16 protein-coding genes are annotated in these 17,660 nt (G+C 40.4%); 11 read left to right on the top strand and 5 right to left on the bottom strand.

Features of this window, described 5'->3' with window-relative positions; all coding sequences use genetic code 11:
- The first annotated feature begins 69 nt into the window (after positions 1 to 69).
- Positions 70 to 408 carry a nitrogen regulatory protein P-II gene (gene glnB, locus A7967_RS10560; RefSeq protein ID WP_054205147.1) on the top strand — a complete coding sequence of 113 codons (339 nt, stop codon included), beginning with the start codon at positions 70 to 72 and terminating at the stop codon, positions 406 to 408.
- 303 nt (positions 409 to 711) lie between these two features.
- On the opposite strand, the gene A7967_RS10555 is transcribed toward glnB, so the two are convergent.
- A complete protein-coding gene (locus tag A7967_RS10555; protein WP_054205148.1) occupies positions 712 to 1,473 on the bottom strand; it encodes an outer membrane protein assembly factor BamD in 762 nt (253 codons plus the stop codon).
- 141 nt (positions 1,474 to 1,614) lie between these two features.
- On the opposite strand from A7967_RS10555, the gene rluD reads away from it, so the two are divergent.
- The 3 genes from rluD to clpB all read left to right on the top strand — a co-directional run bounded on the left by rluD (position 1,615) and on the right by clpB (position 6,011).
- Positions 1,615 to 2,592, top strand: coding sequence for a 23S rRNA pseudouridine(1911/1915/1917) synthase RluD (rluD, locus tag A7967_RS10550; protein WP_054205149.1), 978 nt, complete (start codon positions 1,615 to 1,617; stop codon positions 2,590 to 2,592).
- A 9-nt stretch (positions 2,593 to 2,601) separates the two neighbouring features.
- Complete coding sequence (pgeF, locus tag A7967_RS10545; RefSeq protein ID WP_054205150.1) at positions 2,602 to 3,327, top strand: peptidoglycan editing factor PgeF; 726 nt, start codon at positions 2,602 to 2,604, stop codon at positions 3,325 to 3,327.
- 107 nt (positions 3,328 to 3,434) lie between these two features.
- Complete coding sequence (gene clpB, locus A7967_RS10540; RefSeq protein WP_054205151.1) at positions 3,435 to 6,011, top strand: ATP-dependent chaperone ClpB; 2,577 nt, start codon at positions 3,435 to 3,437, stop codon at positions 6,009 to 6,011.
- 210 nt (positions 6,012 to 6,221) lie between these two features.
- Here clpB and A7967_RS10535 read toward each other — a convergent pair whose 3' ends face one another.
- Positions 6,222 to 7,769 carry a methyl-accepting chemotaxis protein gene (locus A7967_RS10535; protein WP_064435692.1) on the bottom strand — a complete coding sequence of 516 codons (1,548 nt, stop codon included), beginning with the start codon at positions 7,767 to 7,769 and terminating at the stop codon, positions 6,222 to 6,224.
- Between the two features lie 443 nt (positions 7,770 to 8,212).
- Here A7967_RS10535 and gshA point away from each other — a divergent pair, with 443 nt between their 5' ends.
- Positions 8,213 to 9,790, top strand: a complete 1,578-nt coding sequence (gshA, locus tag A7967_RS10530; protein ID WP_054205153.1) for a glutamate--cysteine ligase — start codon at positions 8,213 to 8,215, stop codon at positions 9,788 to 9,790.
- A gap of 125 nt (positions 9,791 to 9,915) precedes the next feature.
- Positions 9,916 to 10,524 carry a transglycosylase SLT domain-containing protein gene (locus tag A7967_RS10525; protein ID WP_054205154.1) on the top strand — a complete coding sequence of 203 codons (609 nt, stop codon included), beginning with the start codon at positions 9,916 to 9,918 and terminating at the stop codon, positions 10,522 to 10,524.
- Between the two features lie 55 nt (positions 10,525 to 10,579).
- On the opposite strand, the gene A7967_RS10520 is transcribed toward A7967_RS10525, so the two are convergent.
- The 3 genes from A7967_RS10520 to A7967_RS10510 all read right to left on the bottom strand — a co-directional run bounded on the left by A7967_RS10520 (position 10,580) and on the right by A7967_RS10510 (position 13,684).
- Positions 10,580 to 11,419 carry a mechanosensitive ion channel family protein gene (locus A7967_RS10520; protein WP_054205155.1) on the bottom strand — a complete coding sequence of 280 codons (840 nt, stop codon included), beginning with the start codon at positions 11,417 to 11,419 and terminating at the stop codon, positions 10,580 to 10,582.
- A 128-nt stretch (positions 11,420 to 11,547) separates the two neighbouring features.
- Positions 11,548 to 12,816: an HlyC/CorC family transporter gene (locus tag A7967_RS10515; protein WP_152960587.1), complete on the bottom strand. Its 1,269-nt coding sequence runs from the start codon at positions 12,814 to 12,816 to the stop codon at positions 11,548 to 11,550.
- A 61-nt stretch (positions 12,817 to 12,877) separates the two neighbouring features.
- Positions 12,878 to 13,684 (bottom strand): cytochrome C assembly family protein, encoded by an 807-nt coding sequence (locus A7967_RS10510; protein WP_054205157.1) that lies wholly within the window; start codon positions 13,682 to 13,684, stop codon positions 12,878 to 12,880.
- Between the two features lie 272 nt (positions 13,685 to 13,956).
- Here A7967_RS10510 and ffh point away from each other — a divergent pair, with 272 nt between their 5' ends.
- From ffh to rplS, 5 genes are all read left to right on the top strand, one after another.
- Positions 13,957 to 15,336, top strand: coding sequence for a signal recognition particle protein (gene ffh, locus A7967_RS10505; RefSeq protein ID WP_054205158.1), 1,380 nt, complete (start codon positions 13,957 to 13,959; stop codon positions 15,334 to 15,336).
- A 259-nt stretch (positions 15,337 to 15,595) separates the two neighbouring features.
- Positions 15,596 to 15,844 carry a 30S ribosomal protein S16 gene (gene rpsP / locus A7967_RS10500; protein WP_016708927.1) on the top strand — a complete coding sequence of 83 codons (249 nt, stop codon included), beginning with the start codon at positions 15,596 to 15,598 and terminating at the stop codon, positions 15,842 to 15,844.
- Between the two features lie 17 nt (positions 15,845 to 15,861).
- Positions 15,862 to 16,398, top strand: coding sequence for a ribosome maturation factor RimM (gene rimM, locus A7967_RS10495; protein WP_054205159.1), 537 nt, complete (start codon positions 15,862 to 15,864; stop codon positions 16,396 to 16,398).
- On the top strand, positions 16,398 to 17,165 hold the full coding sequence (trmD, locus tag A7967_RS10490; RefSeq protein WP_054205160.1) for a tRNA (guanosine(37)-N1)-methyltransferase TrmD: 768 nt from the start codon (positions 16,398 to 16,400) through the stop codon (positions 17,163 to 17,165). The genes rimM and trmD overlap by 1 nt, the downstream gene beginning before the upstream one ends.
- A 33-nt stretch (positions 17,166 to 17,198) precedes the next feature.
- Entirely contained in the window at positions 17,199 to 17,558 is a 360-nt protein-coding gene (gene rplS, locus A7967_RS10485) for a 50S ribosomal protein L19 (protein ID WP_007581406.1), read from the top strand.
- Positions 17,559 to 17,660: the final 102 nt, after the last annotated feature.

Genomic DNA, 17,660 nt, shown 5'->3' with positions numbered 1-17,660 from the left:
CTTTGTTTGCTATGGGATGCAGGATTGTCTAAAATCGATGCAAATGGGAATTATGAGTAGCAACAAACAATGAAAAAAATTGAAGCAATAATTAAGCCTTTTAAACTTGATGATGTACGAGAAGCATTATCAGAAGTTGGTATTACAGGCATGACAGTAAGCGAAGTTAAAGGCTTCGGTCGTCAAAAGGGGCACACTGAATTGTATCGTGGTGCTGAGTACATGGTTGATTTTCTACCTAAAGTAAAATTAGACATTGTACTAACGGATGAAGATGTAGACCGTGCTATTGAAGTTATTGTCAAAACAGCGCAAACGGGCAAGATTGGTGACGGTAAGATTTTTGTAACTGACGTTGAACGTGTTGTTCGTATCCGTACAGCGGAAGAAGATGAAGAAGCAATTTAGACGTTATACCAATTGTATTAAGTTAATGGTCATTTATAGCGAAAGATAAATACAGTGATAACAAGGCAGAAACTTTGACATGGTGTTGTTCTCGGCAATTGCTCCTGCATTGCTCTAGCTCCTGCATCCATGCAGTCGTACATGAAAAATGACTAACGCAGTTAGCGCTTTATTTAGTCCGCTAGAATGGTTAAAAATTTAAGTCGATTGGTATTACTCATCCATTAAAAAAGGCGCTACTTGTATCAAGTAGCGCCTTTTTTGTATTTATTACAAACACGTTAGAGTGTGTTTGGAAATAATCTACTTATTTTTATTTAGTTCGCGAGTCATTCTTGCATGCTTACTTAACTCTGGTAAACCAAGCTTTTCATAGCTTTTTTCCATCATCTCCAGAGCTTCATCTAGATAGCTACTTTGTGAATAATGTTCAACAACATATTTACCACGGTTAGCTGCAGCTAGATATGCTTCTCGTTCGTAATAATAATCGGCTACTTTAAGTTCATAGCGTGCCATTTTATTTAGCAACCATACTAAGCGGCGTTTTGCCTCAGGTGCATAACCGCTATCAGGAAAGCGATTAACTAAAGTTGATAAATCAGTAAATGCAACACGAGTTCGGTTTGCATCACGGTCAGCTCTGTCAACACCAAAATATTCTTGGAAAGCATTTTCATCCGCTTTAATATTTACCAAGCCACGCATATAGTACATGTAGTCTAAATCTTTGTGGTTTGGGTTAAGGCGAATGAAACGGTCTATTGTTGCTAATGCCTGCTCAGTATTTCCAGCTTGATAATGAGCAAACACCAAATCTAATTGCACCTGTTTTGACATTGGGCCAAACGGGTAGCGTGAATCTATAGCACTTAAAAGTTCAATTGCACGTGCGTATAAGCCTGAATCGAGAGTTTGTTTCGCATCTTCATAAAGTGCTTGTGCAGATTTATTTGGTACGCGTTGGATATCTTCTTCATCTGGTGCTGACGAACAAGCCCCTAAACCAAGCAATGAAACTGTAAAAACAATGGCGAATGCACGTTTCCCTATTCTATTTATCATTTTATTTGTTACCTTCGATGTCTTCGGCTAGGCCAAGTGGGTAAAACCGAGTAAACTATACTTATTATATAATGCTTTTATTAAAAGCGATTCTAACCCAGTCGAGCGCAGCTTGCACTGGTAAATTGGGTAAAGTTACTAATGACAGAGCAAATTTCTCTTCAAGCCGATGTACCAACTGAGTTAGGCGGTAAACGTCTAGACCAAGTATTAGCACAATTGTTCCCTGATTATTCACGTTCACGTATAAAAACGTGGATCTTGGATGATAAAATCACCGTTGATGGTGAAATTTTCAACACTCCACGCGAAAAACTCTTTGGCGGAGAAGTCGTTAATGTTGAAACGAGTATTGAAGCACCACGTGAATACCTCGCACAAGATATCAAATTAAACATCGTTTATGAAGATGATGATATTTTAGTTATCAATAAACCTATGGGTTTAGTTGTGCACCCTGGAGCTGGTAATCCTGATGGCACTGTGCTTAATGCATTATTGCATCATCATCCTGATATTATTAACGTTCCACGTGCAGGTATTGTTCACCGTCTAGATAAAGATACGACCGGTTTAATGGTGGTAGCTAAAACTATTCAGGCGCAAACACATTTAGTTAAAGCCTTGCAAAAGCGCGAGAATTTCACGCGTGAATACGAAGCAATTTGTAATGGTACGATGACAGCAGGTGGCATGGTTGAAAAACCAATTGCTCGTCACCCTACACAGCGTACACACATGGCTGTTCATGAGCAGGGTAAACCTGCAATTACGCATTTTCGCGTTGCTGAAAAGTTTCGTGCGCACACGCGATTACGTCTGCGTTTAGAAACAGGACGAACTCACCAAATTCGTGTTCATATGGCATTTATTAATCACCCATTAATAGGCGACAAAGCATATGGCGGCCGTCCACGTCCACCAAAAGGAGCAACACCTGAGTTATTCCAAATGCTACGTGAGTTTAATCGTCAAGCTTTGCATGCTGTTAAGTTAAGTATTGCTCATCCAATTACTGGTGAGATGATGACATGGCAGGCACCTATTCCTGATGACATGGTTGCGATGACACACGTGCTACGTGAAGATACGAAAGCAAACCCAAATATTGATTATTAAGCTTAGTTAATGCTTTCACCCAATTGGTCAGCACCAACAAATGTTGGTGCATTAAGTACAACTCGTGACGGGGGGCTATCGCGTGCCCCTTTTTCAAGTTTAAACTTAGGGCTTCATGTGGGTGATGATCGGCAAGTGGTATTAGCAAATCGCCATTTATTAGATCAGCTATTGCCAAATCCGCCGATTTGGTTAAATCAAGTACATAGCGCTGAAGTTGTCGTCGTTGATAAACATTTTGATCCATTAACAGTACGAGATGCAGATGCACTTTATACATCTTTGCAGAATCAGCCTTTAGCAATTATGACGGCAGATTGTCTCCCTATATTGTTGACGTCATCGTGTGGTAGTGAAGTTGCCGCAATACATGGTGGCTGGCGTGGTTTAAATGCAGGTATTATGGCGAATACGATTGCTCAATTCTCGGCATCAAAAAATAACATCATTGCATGGTTAGGGCCTGCAATTGGTGCATTAAAGTTTGAAGTAGGCAGTGAAGTAAGAGCTGCATTTTGTGAGCAATCAGATGCCTATGAATACGCATTTAAAGAAACCAATAATGGCAAATATTTAGCTGATATTTACGCTATTGCCCGTATTCAATTAATACAGTTAGGTGTAAATACTATCAGTGGTGGCGAATATTGCACCGTAAGCCAGCCCGAATCATTTTTTTCATATCGCCGTGATAGGCAGACAGGACGAATGGCAAGCTTGATCTGGCGCAAATAACCTCTAACTACACTCATATTCATGATTATATTTTTTGCTAAACCTTGAACAAACCACTCAACATACCCATTAATTAAACAATTAGTTTTTTTATAGGTTATCTCATTATGCGTTTAGATCGATTTACCAGTAAATTTCAATCTGCGCTCTCAGATGCTCAGTCTCTTGCTCTAGGTCGCGATCATCAATTTATTGAACCTGTGCACTTAATGTACTCATTGCTTCAGCAAAGCGGTTCAAGTGTGCGTGCATTACTCGCTCAAGCGAGTGTGAGTGCCGATGAGCTCAATACTAAATTATCCCAAGAGATAGAAAAACTCTTTAAAGTGGAAGGTGTTGGTGGTGACGTACAGTTATCGAATAACATGGTTTCATTGATTAACTTATGTGATAAATATGCACAAAAACGTAAAGACAAATATATCTCGAGCGAATTATTTGTATTAGCTGCCTGTGAAGATAAAGGACCGTTAGGTGATATTTTCCGTGCCTTGAATATGACCGCGACAAAAATTGAAGCGGCAATTAAAGCGATTCGAGGTGGCCAAAAAGTGGATGATCCAAATGCTGAAGAAACACGCCAAGCATTGAAAAAATTCACCATAGATTTAACCGAACGCGCTGAGCAAGGTAAATTAGACCCTGTTATAGGTCGTGACGATGAAATTCGTCGTACAATTCAAGTACTACAACGACGCACTAAGAATAACCCCGTTCTAATTGGTGAGCCAGGCGTCGGTAAAACGGCGATTGCCGAAGGACTAGCGCAGCGTATCATTAATGGTGAAGTGCCCGAAGGGTTAAAAAACAAACGTGTGTTGTCACTTGATTTAGGGGCGCTGGTGGCTGGTGCCAAGTATAGAGGTGAGTTTGAAGAACGATTAAAATCAGTTCTTAATGAATTGGCTAAAGAAGAAGGCCAAGTGATTTTATTTATAGATGAAATTCATACTATGGTGGGCGCAGGAAAGAGCGATGGTGCAATGGATGCAGGGAACATGTTAAAACCTGCTTTAGCACGAGGTGAATTACATTGCGTAGGTGCAACAACGCTTGATGAATACCGTAAGTACATTGAAAAAGATGCAGCTTTAGAGCGTCGTTTTCAAAAAGTCTTAGTTGAAGAGCCTTCAGTCGAAGACACAATAGCGATTTTACGTGGATTAAAAGAGCGTTATGAGCTTCATCACTGCGTTGATATTACCGATCCGGCCATTGTTGCTGCTGCACATTTGTCGCACCGCTATATTAGTGATCGCCAACTACCAGATAAAGCTATTGATTTAATTGACGAAGCAGGTTCGTCTATTCGTCTACAGATTGATTCAAAGCCAGAGTCTTTAGATAAGTTGGAGCGTCGTATTATTCAACTTAAATTAGAAGACAATGCGTTAGCGAAAGAAAAAGATGACGCAAGCCAAAAGCGTCGAAGTGAAATGCAGGAATTGATCACAGACCTTGAAGCCCAATACCGTGAGCTTGATGAAGTGTGGAATGCCGAAAAAGCATCACTTCAAGGCACCCAAGTTATAAAAGCAGAACTAGAACAAGCTCGTTTAGATTTAGATGTTGCCCGCAGAGCAACTGATTTACAACGTATGTCTGAACTCCAGTATGGTCGCATCCCTGATTTAGAGCGAAAACTTGATTTAGCGTCGCAAGCTGAAATGCAAGATATGAGTTTACTCAAAAATCAGGTTGGCGAAGATGAGATTGCTGAAATTTTATCGCGTTGGACGGGGATCCCGGTCTCAAAAATGCTTCAAGGTGAGCGAGAAAAGTTACTGCAAATGGAAGATCATCTGCATGCAAAAGTAATCGGGCAGGACGAAGCCGTTATTGCCGTATCTAATGCGATTAGGCGCTCACGCGCAGGGCTTGCTGATCCAAATAGACCAATTGGTTCATTCTTATTTTTAGGGCCAACCGGAGTCGGTAAAACCGAACTGACAAAAGCGTTAGCAACATATATGTTTGACACTGAGAGCGCAATGGTGCGTATTGATATGTCAGAGTTTATGGAAAAACACTCAGTAGCACGTTTAGTTGGCGCGCCTCCTGGTTATGTAGGTTATGAAGAAGGTGGCTACTTGACCGAAGCTGTACGACGCCGTCCATATTCAGTCATTTTGCTTGATGAAATTGAAAAAGCGCACCCTGACGTATTCAATATTTTACTACAAGTATTGGATGATGGTCGCTTAACGGATGGGCAAGGTCGAACCGTTGATTTTAAAAATACGGTGATTATCATGACTTCTAACTTAGGCTCCGATATCATCCAAGAGCAAACAGGTAGTAATGATTACAGTGCCTTGAAAGAAAAAGTAATGGGTGTACTCGTTAATGAATTTAGACCTGAGTTCATAAACCGTATTGATGAAACTGTCGTATTTCATCCCCTAGCGAATGAGCACATCAAAGAGATTGCAGATATTCAACTGAGCAAATTACGCGAGCGACTTACAGCAATGGGGTATTTGTTAAACATTAGTGATGCTGCACTTGAACGAATTGCTGCTAGCGGTTTTGACCCAGTTTATGGTGCAAGACCGCTTAAACGAGCAATCCAGCACACAATTGAAAACCCACTGTCTCAGAAGCTACTCGCTGGTGAATATCAAAGTGGAGACATGATAGTGATAGACGCTGATGAAAATGGTTTAGTATTCACAACACGCTAAATAAGTAATAAAGTTATGACCAGCGCATGTGCTGGTCATAACTTTTTGTTGTTCTATTTTTATTTAGCTCGCTAGGTTACAAACCTCGCGCCGCGATTAAATCGCCCCAAGATTGAACAAATTTCAATCCACAAAAAGGTCAACACGCCCTAATGTAAAGTTAAAAATAAAGCTCTAAAATCAGGCTTTAACATCCCAATAAACTATAATTTAAACTTTAAAAGTAAGCAAAATATCATTCACTTTACGTGAACCTTCAACTAGCTGAGCCGCATCTTTAGCTACATTAAAGCTTAAAGCGAGGTTTTCATCACTAAATCCTTTAATTTGTTTTACGTTCTCACCAATATCACCACTGACCGCTTGTTGCTGCTGTGCTGCGGCTGATATTTGTGTGGCTAATTGTGATATTTCGCTTATCTGAGCAAAAATGCTATCAAGCTCTATTTGCGTATGGCCAGTTGTATTTACACAGTCATCGGCCTGGGATTTTGTATTTTTCATCACTGTTGACCAACTAAACAAAGTGTCTTGAATTTCTTTAATTGAGCTGTGAATTTGCGATGTTGCACGTTGGGTACGTGAAGAAAGTGCACGCACTTCATCAGCTACTACAGCAAAGCCGCGGCCATGTTCACCTGCGCGTGCAGCTTCAATTGCAGCATTTAAAGCCAATAAATTGGTTTGTTCAGCAATGCCTTCAATCTCAGTCATTACTTGACCAATTTTATCAGCCTCTGTTGCTAATGCATTTGCAGTGCTAGCCGCTTGCTCTACTTGAGATGCAAGTTCTGACACCATTGAGCTGTTATCAGCAATGTGAACTTTAATATCAGAGCAGCTTTGGTAGGTTACATTAACTTGTTCAGCGGTATTTTGAGTGCTTGTGGAGATCTCTCCAATTGTTGTGCTCATTTGCGACATTGCCGTCGCTATTTGGCTTAGACGTTGACCTTGCGCCGAAATACCTTGCTCTGTAAGTGACGACTGGTTATCTAAATTAGACGCTATACCGTTAAATGTTATGGTGGCATCTTTTATTCTGCCAAGCACTGTGCGTAGTTTTGCGTTGAGCATCTCACGATTGTATTCGCTAATACTAAATGGGTGAGTGCCTACGTAAATATAGCGTGAGACAGAATCAAACTCAGCCTTTTGCTGCTTTAATAAATTGGGAGTTACAATCAGTTCGTCATAATTGAGGAAAACAATAGCGCTACAAAATAACACTGCAACAAGGGCTGCAGTAACAGATATAGTCACAGCTAACAGAGTTAAACCCAGTAACGTGATGATCAACGCACATGTTTGCCTTACACTAACTAATTCACGGTATGAAGTGAGTGACTTTCCAGCATTTATTTTTTTATAAAATTCAGTGGCGCGCTGTTTTAATTGTTGTGTCGGCTTGCTGCGGACAGATTGATAGCCAACTAATTGACCGTGTTCAAAAATAGGGGTAACAAAAGCGTCAACCCAATAATAACGACCGTCTTTACAGAGGTTTTTAACCATTCCACGCCATGAGTGGCCTGCTTTTAGCTTTTCCCACATTTCTTTAAATGCAGCTTTGGGCATGTCAGGGTGGCGAACAATGTTATGGTTTTTACCCATCAACTCTTCTAATGTGTAGCCTGCTATTGCGCAAAAAGCGTCATTAGCATAAGTGATCACACCACGTAAATCTGTTGTAGAGACCAATTCTTGGTGCTGTGAAAAAGTAACCTCTTCATTCTTTATTTGCTGACCCCGACGCATGGGTAGTCCTTAAACATACTTTATTATTAAACTCGATTATAAAGTTCATCCTAAATTAATGAAAGGTAAAATACCTCAAGTGGGTACGCATAGATTGCTAATTACACTTTTGATGATCTAAAACAAATAAAAGGTCAATTAACCATATTTACTTTGCAGTTATTTGAATGGTTAGCTCGACTGGGCGGGTCTATGTATTTTGAATAAACCACATCATGATATATGTCATGACAGTGGTGCGTTTAAAGCAATTGTATATTGACACTTTCAATGGCAAGATTAGTCTATAATGCATTGGCAAATTTGTACGCCTTGCTGTAATTCGCGCGGTAGTTTGTGTGGCAAATAATTAGAATAAGTGTGATCCCTATTATTTAGCCTTGAGTATTATCAATTCGCCCCCATTGACTTAAGATTAAGCCACGTGGCTCGAGGAAGCATTTTTGACTACACATGATCTAAATAAAACGCTAGCAGCGTTATCTCCAGAACAACATCAATACGCAATTAAAGGTATTCAACGTGGCATAGAAAGAGAAGCATTGAGGATTCAGCCTAATGGTGTTATATCACAGCAAAGACATCCTAAAGGGGTTGGTAGTGCGTTAACAAATGGGCATATCACCACTGATTTCTCTGAATCGTTATTAGAGTTTATTACACCGGTTAGTGAATCTGCCGAAGAAACGTTAAGTCAGTTGCAAGATTTGCAAAAGTTTACCTTAGCGCAGATGGGGGATGAGTTATTATGGCCTATCAGTATGCCGTGTTTCATTGAGCACCAAGACGACATAGTGTTAGCTCAATTTGGCGATTCCAATATTGGCCGAATGAAAACACTCTACCGCCAAGGATTGAAAAACCGTTACGGCAGCATGATGCAAGCTATTGCTGGCGTGCACTTTAATATTTCATTCCCTGAAACGTTTTGGCAAAGTTTGCAGACAATAAAAGGCGACAAGGGACCGTTAACTGATTTTATCTCAGCAGGTTACCTCAGCTTGATCCGTAACTTTAAACGAGAGCTTTGGTTAATAAGCTATTTATTTGGTGCGTCACCCGCTTTATGTAATTCGTTTTTACAAGGTCGTAAGACGGATTTACCATTTAAAAAATTAGGCAAAGGTACACTATACCTTGAAACAGGCACGGCGCTTCGATTAGGTAACTTAGGTTATACAAATAGTGCGCAGTCATCATTAAAGGTTATGTATAACTCATTAGATGAGTATGTCGCCGGCTTAAAGCGTGCGATTAATACGCCATCAGATATTTACAGTGGCATTGGCGATTACAATAATGATCAACCAAAACAGCTTAATAAAAATATCTTACAAATAGAAAATGAATTTTATTCTCCAATCCGGCCTAAGCGCAATGCAAAAAGTGGTGAAACACCAACGGATGCATTATTACGTGGTGGTATTGAATACATAGAAATTCGTGCATTAGATGTGAACCCGTTTAGCGAAACAGGCATTAATATTGAACAAATTCGCTTTCTCGATGTATTTTTAACATATTGCTTGTTAAAAGATTCACCGGACATGGATTGGGACTCGCAACAGCGCAGCACTGAGAATCTAGATACCGTTGTTAATAATGGGCGTGCTAGTCATGTTGAGCTCAATAAATCAGGCGCACCAAGTAATTTAGTCGACTGGGGACAAGAGGTGTTTGCTCAGCTTCGCTCTGTGGCTCATTACATGGATAATGCTTATGGTGTCCAATACTACAGTGAAACGGTTGCACGCTTATCTTCGTGGATCACAGATCCTACACTTACTTATTCAGGTCGCTATGTGGCGCAATTGAAAGAGTCAGGTCTTGATAACGGACACTTTGCTTTAGCATTAGCTAAAAATTACAAGCATAGCCATCAAGCAACGCCATACAACGTTTATTCTGATAGCTATTTGCAACAACAAGCACAGCGTTCAATACAGGACGAGCTTGCTGTAGTTGCTGCTGATAGCGTATCTTTTAAAGTGTTTTTAGATGAGTATTTTAAAGATAAATAACAGACAAAAAAAACGCAGCCCATATGGGCTGCGTAAAAATTCTTCAGGGATGAAACAATGCTAAACTGCGCATTCATAAACTAAGACCGATGTTTTTATTAAAAGTTCAGCGAGAATCAAAATAAATGAAAAAAAATTTAATAATTCTATCGCTGGGAGTGATTTTAACCGGCTGCGCGACCGCTCCGCCAAAGCAACCTAATGATATCTGTAAGATTTTTGAAGAAAAATCAAGTTGGTATTATGATGCCAAAAATGCCCAAGAAAAGTGGGGCTCACCAAAGCATGTGCTAATGAGTATGATGTATCAAGAAAGTTCATTTAAGCATGATGCAGCACCTCCAATGGAATATTTTTTATGGGTTATTCCCACCGGGCGTGCAAGTTCTGCTTATGGCTACTCCCAAGCTAAAACACCAACATGGTCTGATTATATTCGCGAAACAGGTAACAGCGGGGCTGATCGTGATGATTTTGATGATGCTATCGACTTCATGGGTTGGTTTGTTTATAAAACGCATAAAGTGAATGGCATATCAAAATGGGATGCTTACGCACAATATTTAAATTACCACGAAGGCTGGGGTGGCTATAAACGTGGCACCTACAAAAAGAAAAAGTGGCTAATGGGTGTCGCAAATAAAGTAAAAAATAGGGCAAGCCGTTATGGTGCTCAACTTAAAAAATGTGAAGATAGTTTAGACAAAGGTTGGTTAGATCGTTTATTTGGCTAATTTAAAACTAACAAGCCCGCACTGCGGGCTTGTTAGTTTTAAGGGGGAAGGCTATTTACTTCCCTGGAAATTGATGGATATGTACATCTCTTTGTGGGAATGGAATGGTGATGTTCTCTTTATCGAAAGCGATCTTAACGCGCTCGTATAAACCAAAATATACCGGCCAATAATTTTCAGAGTCAACCCATGCCCAAACGAGCATGCCAATATGGCTATCACCATGTTGGCTAACATGCACAATAGGTTTCTTCGCTTCATCACCTTTAAGCACTAACTCATACTCATTTAGGACAGCCATTAACACCTCGCGAGCCCTTAGTACATTATCTTGGTAGCTAATGCCGAATTCGATATCAACACGGCGAGTTGGCTCTGCAAATTTATTTTTAACACAGCCATTTGAAAGTGCGCCGTTAGGGATAATAATCTTTTCATTGTCGTAGGTAAGTAAGATAGTAACAAAAATTTGAATTTCAACGACTTTACCCATATGCCCTTGTGCTTCAATGACATCACCAATTTTAAATGGTTTAAAGAACAAGATAAGTACACCACCAGCAAAGTTAGCTAAACTGCCTTGTAAAGCCATACCTACAGCCAAACCTGCAGCGCCGAGCATCGCGATGAATGAGGTGGTTTCGATCCCAATCATCGAGGCAACAGAAATGAGTAATAGGACTTTTAATATCACTGAAATAAACGAGACTAAAAAGTGAGTTAAACCGGCTTCAAATTTCACTTTAGCCATTGATTTTTCGGTCATATTTGCAATTCGGCCAATAAACCACCAGCCCACAACTAATACAAATATTGCGAGTAAGAATTTAGGGCCATACAACATAAGCATTTCGATAGCTTTGGTGTATATAGTCTCTACTGAAATATCATCCATTAAAGTTCTCCGTAAGATAAAGAATTATAATAGCTTAATATATATCACTGGGTTGAGAATCTATGTCGGAAAATTCAGAAATAAGAAAGAGAGATAGAGTAACTTACTGGTTACTCTATCATTTGGGGTTAGGATTTGCGTAAAGCGGCTTGAACTCGAACAAGTTTAATCATGTTCTCTTTCACCTCAATTACCTCGATAGGGTAGCCTGCAATGCGTAAACTTAAATTTGCATTTGGAATATCTTCAAGGTACTCAACAATTAATCCACTTAGCGTTTTTGGGCCATCAAGCGGAAATTCCCAATCCATTTCTTTGTTTAGATCACGTACGTTAGCACCGCCATCCACTAAAAATGAACCATCCTCTTGTGATACAACTTCTTCACTTGGAGTACGTGTTTGAGTAGTCGTAAAGTCGCCAACCACTTCTTCAAGAATATCTTCAAGGGTTACTAAGCCTTGAATATCGCCGTATTCATCGACGACCAAACCAATGCGTTCTTTTGATTGCTGAAATTTAAACAGCTGTGTATTAAGCGATGTGCCTTCAGGGATAAAGTAAATTTCACGAACTGCGCGAAGTAGTGATGGCTTATCAAATTGCTCTTTCGTTAATAAGCGCAGCGCATCACGTGAGTGGATAAAACCTACCGCATCATCAATTTGGTCACGGTATAAAAGTACGCGTGTATGTTGTGCGTGGGTAAGCTGTTTACTAATAAGTTTCCAGTCATCATTGATATCAATGGCCACGATCTCGTTACGGGGTATCATAATATCTTCAACAGTGACTTGCTCTAAATCTAAAATAGAGGTCAACATGCTTTGGTGACGAGCGGGGATCAGCGCACCAGATTCATTCAGCACTGTTTTTAATTCTTCCTTACTCATACTGTGCTCATCTATTTGTGCCGCACTAATACCAAATAAGCGTAATATACCATTGGTCATCCAGTTAACAACGACGACAAATGGAAAGAGAATCTTTAGCAAACCTTTGAGTATTACCGAGCTTGGAAAGGCAACTTTTTCAGGATAAAGCGCAGCAAGCGTTTTAGGTGTTACTTCTGCAAAAATAAGGACGACTAACGTAAGTGCGCCAGTGGCAATAGCGATACCTAAATCACCATATAAACGGATACCAATTATAGTTGCAACCTGTGCGGCAGCAATGTTTACCAGATTATTACCAATTAGGATCAGGCCAATAAGTCTATCAGGACGGCTCAAGAGTTTGTTGACACGCTTTGCTGCGCGGTGGTTTTCTTTGGCAAGGTGGCGTAAGCGGATTCTGTTAATTGACATAATGCCCGTTTCAGAACCAGAAAAATATGCAGAACAAAGTATGAGTATTCCAAGTATTATAAACAAAACACTTGTAGAGATGTCGTCCAAAGAAGGATCCTTTTTTATTTAATCAAGGTATATTAAGCGGTAGAGAGCACGCTGAGTCAAGTTAAAACTTATTAAGGATAACTTCTTGCACAAAGCGGCTACCAAAATAAGCTAATGTCAGTACAAATGCAGCACTCATTATAGCAAGTACAACAGGTTTTCCGCGCCAGCCAAATCTTAAGTGACCAAGTGTAACCGTGGCAAAAATAGCCCATGCACATAAAGATAAAATGGTTTTATGTATAAACTCTTTAGCAAACATACCTTCGAGGAAAACCAACCCTGATAGCAAAGCCAAAGTAAGAAGTGCTGTTCCTAATGTCAATAAATGATAAAGCTGGCGTTCAACCACCATTAATGGAGGAAGATGACTACGCACGATCGCTAAATCTTTGCGCTTTAACCGCTTATCAATAAAATAAAATTGCACACCATATAACGTAGCAATAATAAGTACACAATAAGCGAGTAAAGAGAGTGATATATGAGTAACAAGGCCGATTTGTATATCAATACTTTGCAATAGAATATGATGAGGAATAAATAAACTAGCAATTGTTAGTAAAGCCGCAAAACCATACACCACAGGCAATAGTAATGTTGCAGGGAACTTTAATGAAACCGTGGTGACAGACACCACGATCACCCAGCAAGTTAAGAGTGCGACATTCACGATACTCAAATCTTGTCCATCAGAACGAAAGACCGAATTTACCAGCAATAGCATGTGCGCTAAGATAGCGATAGTGCTTAGTATCACCGTGAGCTTTTGGCTCGGACCTTGTTGGTGAAATAATCGAGATAGGACATGTGATGTCGCTAAAACGTAAAATAAACTGGCAATAATAGTTAAACTAATAATCAGCATAGTACTTGGGCCACTCAATTTGAGTCAAATATCCTTGTTAGAGTAAGTCCATTGTATTTTATAGCAAGACAAATGCCTAGGCTTTGTAAAAAGAAACTCAAACAGCCTACTTGAGTACTATATTGTGCACCTTAATTTACGGTATACTGTTTTTAATTAAAATTTTAATATTACTGACTAAGTTAAATTAACGCATATAAAGAGCAAACTATTAATTTGCTCACGGTGTGAAATTGAGCTGTCGGTATATCACGTTTGATCGGAACCTTTACATGTTTGAGAACCTCCAAGAACGATTAGGTAAAACCTTAAAGAATATCAGCGGCCGCGGTCGCCTAACTGAAGACAACATAAAAGATACGCTACGCGAAGTTCGTATGGCTTTTTTAGAAGCTGACGTTGCTTTACCCGTTGTTCGCGAGTTCGTTAAACAAGTTAAAGAACGTGCGGTAGGCGTTGAAGTAACTAAAAGTTTAAGCCCAGGGCAAGTTTTTATTAAAATAGTTCGTGAAGAGCTAGAAAAAGCCATGGGTGAAGCAAACGAAGAGCTAAGCTTAAACGCACAACCGCCAGCTGTTGTCATGATGGCGGGTTTACAAGGTGCGGGTAAAACCACCAGTGTTGCCAAGCTTGCGAAATTTTTAAGAGAACGTAAAAAGAAATCAGTGTTAGTGGTCAGTGCCGATGTATATCGTCCTGCCGCAATTAAACAGCTAGAAACGCTTGCTGCAGAAGTTGAAGTTGAATTTTTCCCAAGTGATATATCACAAAAGCCAGTTGATATTGCAACGGCCGCTATAACACACGCAAAAAAGAAGTTTATTGATGTTGTATTAGTCGATACCGCAGGCCGATTACATGTCGATAATGACATGATGGATGAGATAAAAGCGCTGCACAAAGCAATCAACCCAATCGAAACCTTATTTGTCGTTGATGCTATGACAGGTCAAGATGCGGCAAACACAGCTAAAGCATTTGACGAAGCATTGCCGCTTACTGGTGTTATATTAACAAAAACCGATGGTGATGCTCGCGGTGGTGCGGCGTTGTCTATTCGCCATATCACCGGTAAGCCGATTAAATTTATGGGGGTGGGTGAACGTACTGATGCACTCGAACCTTTTCATCCTGACCGCATAGCATCCCGTATTTTAGGGATGGGTGATGTACTTTCATTGATCGAAGAAGTCGAGATGAAAGTCGATAAAGAGCAAGCTGCAAAAGTAGCTGAAAAAGTATTTAAAGGCGATGGTTTTACCCTGGATGATTTTGCTGAGCAACTAAAGCAAATGAAAAATATGGGTGGCATGATGTCGATGCTTGATAAGTTACCAGGTATGTCAAACTTACCCGATGCAGTGAAAGGTCAAATGGGTGATAAAACCTTTATTCAAATGGAAGCGATTATCAGCTCAATGACTAAAAAAGAGCGTGCCCGTCCTGAAATCATTAAAGGTTCGCGTAAAAAGCGTATAGCAGCGGGTTCTGGTACCCAAGTGCAAGAGATAAATAAGTTGCTAAAACAGTTTACGCAAATGCAAAAAATGATGAAAAAAATGAAAGGTAAGGGCGGAATGCAAAAAATGATGCGCGGTATGAAAGGCATGTTACCCCCTGGAATGATGGGTGGTGGTGGGCCTAAGTTTTAATTACCAGCTAAGTTTTGTAGGTATTGTGTACAAATTAATTTAAAAAAGAGGCAAACAGCCTCTTTTTTTGTGGATAAATTATGCATTCAAAGACTTATATAGACTCAATTAACGCGGAGATCATAGTTTAATCAAGTTAACTCCTATTTTGAGTCACTTCTTACTTGCATTGTTGCTAAAAACTCGTACAATTCCCCAGCTCCCCATACTGGGGAGCAATTCTTATTAATGAAAACAGTCAATCTATTTAGAGGACGGTATGGTAACTATTCGTTTGCAACGTGGTGGCGCTAAAAAACGCCCTTTCTATCAAATTGTGGTTGCGGATAGCCGTTTCTCGCGTGACGGTCGCTTCATCGAGAAAGTAGGCTTTTTTAACCCAATTGCTAGTGGTCAAGAAGAAAAAGTACGTTTAGATTTATCTCGTGTTGAACACTGGGTAGGTCAGGGCGCATCTCTTTCAGATCGCGTAAGTAAGTTAGTAAAAGACGCTCGTAAAGCGGCTTAATAGGCGTAAGTGTAACCATGAGTCAAGAGAACACCTCATCAATAATTGTCGTAGGAAAGCTCGGTGCCCCATATGGTATAAAGGGCTGGCTTAAGGTACATTCATTTACTGATGATCCCCAAGGGATCTTCGAATTCAGCCCGTGGTTGATAGGGCAGCAAGGTAAATGGCAGACCTTAGAAGTGGTCGACTGGCGTCGCCACAACAAAGGCTTTATCGCTAAATTTGCGCAAGTAAACGACCGAGACGAAGCAATGGCTTATACCCATGCAGAAATCTCAATGGATGCAGCGCAATTACCAGAACTTCCGCAAGGCGAGTTCTATTGGCGAGATCTCATTGGCATGTCGGTTATAACTGATAAAGGTTATAACTTAGGCATCGTTGATGACCTGATGGAGACAGGCTCAAATGACGTATTGGTTGTTAAAGCAAACAATAAAGATGCATTTGGTCAAGCTGAACGTTTAATTCCATTTTTAACTGATACAGTTATTAAAGAGATTAAACACGATGCTAAAGAAATTACCGTAGACTGGGATCCTGGCTTTTAATGAGTCAAACTAGTTCGTTGTGGGTAGGGGTTATCAGCCTTTTCCCGGACATGTTTGATGCCATTACAACGCAAGGTGTAACTGGTCGCGCAGTAAAAAATGGTCTGATCGACTTTAACTGCTGGAACCCACGTGACTATGCTATTGATAAGCATAGAACAGTGGATGATCGCCCTTACGGGGGCGGTCCAGGTATGTTGATGATGGTTGAGCCATTGAAACAAGCCATTCTTGACGCTAAAGCAGCGGCAGGTGATGGTGCAAAAGTAATTTATATGTCCCCGCAAGGGCGCAAATTAGATCAGCAAGGGGCAAGCGAACTCGCAAGCTCTAAAAAACTGATTTTAATTGCCGGTCGCTATGAAGGTATAGATGAGAGAATAATAGAGTCATATGTTGACGAAGAATGGTCAATTGGTGATTTTATTTTGAGTGGTGGTGAACTACCTGCTATGACATTAATTGACGCAGTAGCGCGATTAGTGCCAGGTGTTTTAGGGCATAACCAGTCAGCAGAGCAAGACTCATTTTCGAATGGCTTGCTAGATTGTCCTCATTATACTCGGCCAGAAACATTGGACGACAAACAGGTGCCTGCTGTATTACTCAGCGGAAACCACCAAGAGATAGCAAAATGGCGGCTAATGCAGTCATTAGGCAGAACTTGGCTACGACGTCCTGACTTGTTGCATAACCTAGCTCTGACTGAGGAGCAAGCGGTATTACTCGCAAAATTTCAGCAAGAGTACCAAAAAGCTTGTGGCTAGAAGACAGTTACACCTAGGAAAGTGAGAAACATAATGGCAAAAGTAAACCAAAATATTATTAAAGCGCTTGAAGATGAGCAGCTTAAAACAGACGTACCTGCATTTGGCCCTGGTGATACAGTGGTTGTACAGGTAAAAGTAAAAGAAGGTGCTAAAGAGCGTCTACAGGCCTTTGAAGGTGTTGTAATCGCTAAGCGTAATCGTGGTCTTCACTCAGCATTCACAGTTCGTAAAATCTCGAACGGTGAAGGTGTTGAGCGTGTATTCCAAACGCACAGCCCTCTTATCGATAGCGTAACAGTTAAGCGTCGCGGTGCAGTTCGCCGTGCGAAACTTTACTATCTACGTGAGCGTTCTGGTAAATCTGCACGTATTAGAGAAAAGCTTAACTAATACGCGCTGTTTATCAACGCAAAAAAACGGGTTGCAGCCTTCGGGTTGCAACCCGTTTTGGTTTTTTAGTGACAAAGAATAAGTTAGATATTATACCAATCG

It is taken from the genome of Pseudoalteromonas neustonica (assembly GCF_001653135.1).
GTDB lineage: Bacteria > Pseudomonadota > Gammaproteobacteria > Enterobacterales > Alteromonadaceae > Pseudoalteromonas > Pseudoalteromonas neustonica.
The sequence above is the reverse complement of the archived record's forward strand: the minus strand, read 5'-3'. Positions and strand labels throughout refer to the sequence as shown.

Coding starts and splice junctions, on each gene's coding strand:
- A7967_RS10520 (WP_054205155.1), bottom strand. CDS start 11,419: ATGGATGATATTTCAGTAGAGACTATATACACCAAAGCTATCGAAATG.
- A7967_RS10525 (WP_054205154.1), top strand. CDS start 9,916: ATGAAAAAAAATTTAATAATTCTATCGCTGGGAGTGATTTTAACCGGC.
- A7967_RS10555 (WP_054205148.1), bottom strand. CDS start 1,473: ATGATAAATAGAATAGGGAAACGTGCATTCGCCATTGTTTTTACAGTT.
- pgeF (WP_054205150.1), top strand. CDS start 2,602: ATGCTTTCACCCAATTGGTCAGCACCAACAAATGTTGGTGCATTAAGT.
- rimM (WP_054205159.1), top strand. CDS start 15,862: ATGAGTCAAGAGAACACCTCATCAATAATTGTCGTAGGAAAGCTCGGT.
- clpB (WP_054205151.1), top strand. CDS start 3,435: ATGCGTTTAGATCGATTTACCAGTAAATTTCAATCTGCGCTCTCAGAT.
- ffh (WP_054205158.1), top strand. CDS start 13,957: ATGTTTGAGAACCTCCAAGAACGATTAGGTAAAACCTTAAAGAATATC.
- A7967_RS10510 (WP_054205157.1), bottom strand. CDS start 13,684: ATGCTGATTATTAGTTTAACTATTATTGCCAGTTTATTTTACGTTTTA.
- glnB (WP_054205147.1), top strand. CDS start 70: ATGAAAAAAATTGAAGCAATAATTAAGCCTTTTAAACTTGATGATGTA.
- rplS (WP_007581406.1), top strand. CDS start 17,199: ATGGCAAAAGTAAACCAAAATATTATTAAAGCGCTTGAAGATGAGCAG.
- rluD (WP_054205149.1), top strand. CDS start 1,615: ATGACAGAGCAAATTTCTCTTCAAGCCGATGTACCAACTGAGTTAGGC.
- trmD (WP_054205160.1), top strand. CDS start 16,398: ATGAGTCAAACTAGTTCGTTGTGGGTAGGGGTTATCAGCCTTTTCCCG.
- A7967_RS10535 (WP_064435692.1), bottom strand. CDS start 7,769: ATGCGTCGGGGTCAGCAAATAAAGAATGAAGAGGTTACTTTTTCACAG.
- rpsP (WP_016708927.1), top strand. CDS start 15,596: ATGGTAACTATTCGTTTGCAACGTGGTGGCGCTAAAAAACGCCCTTTC.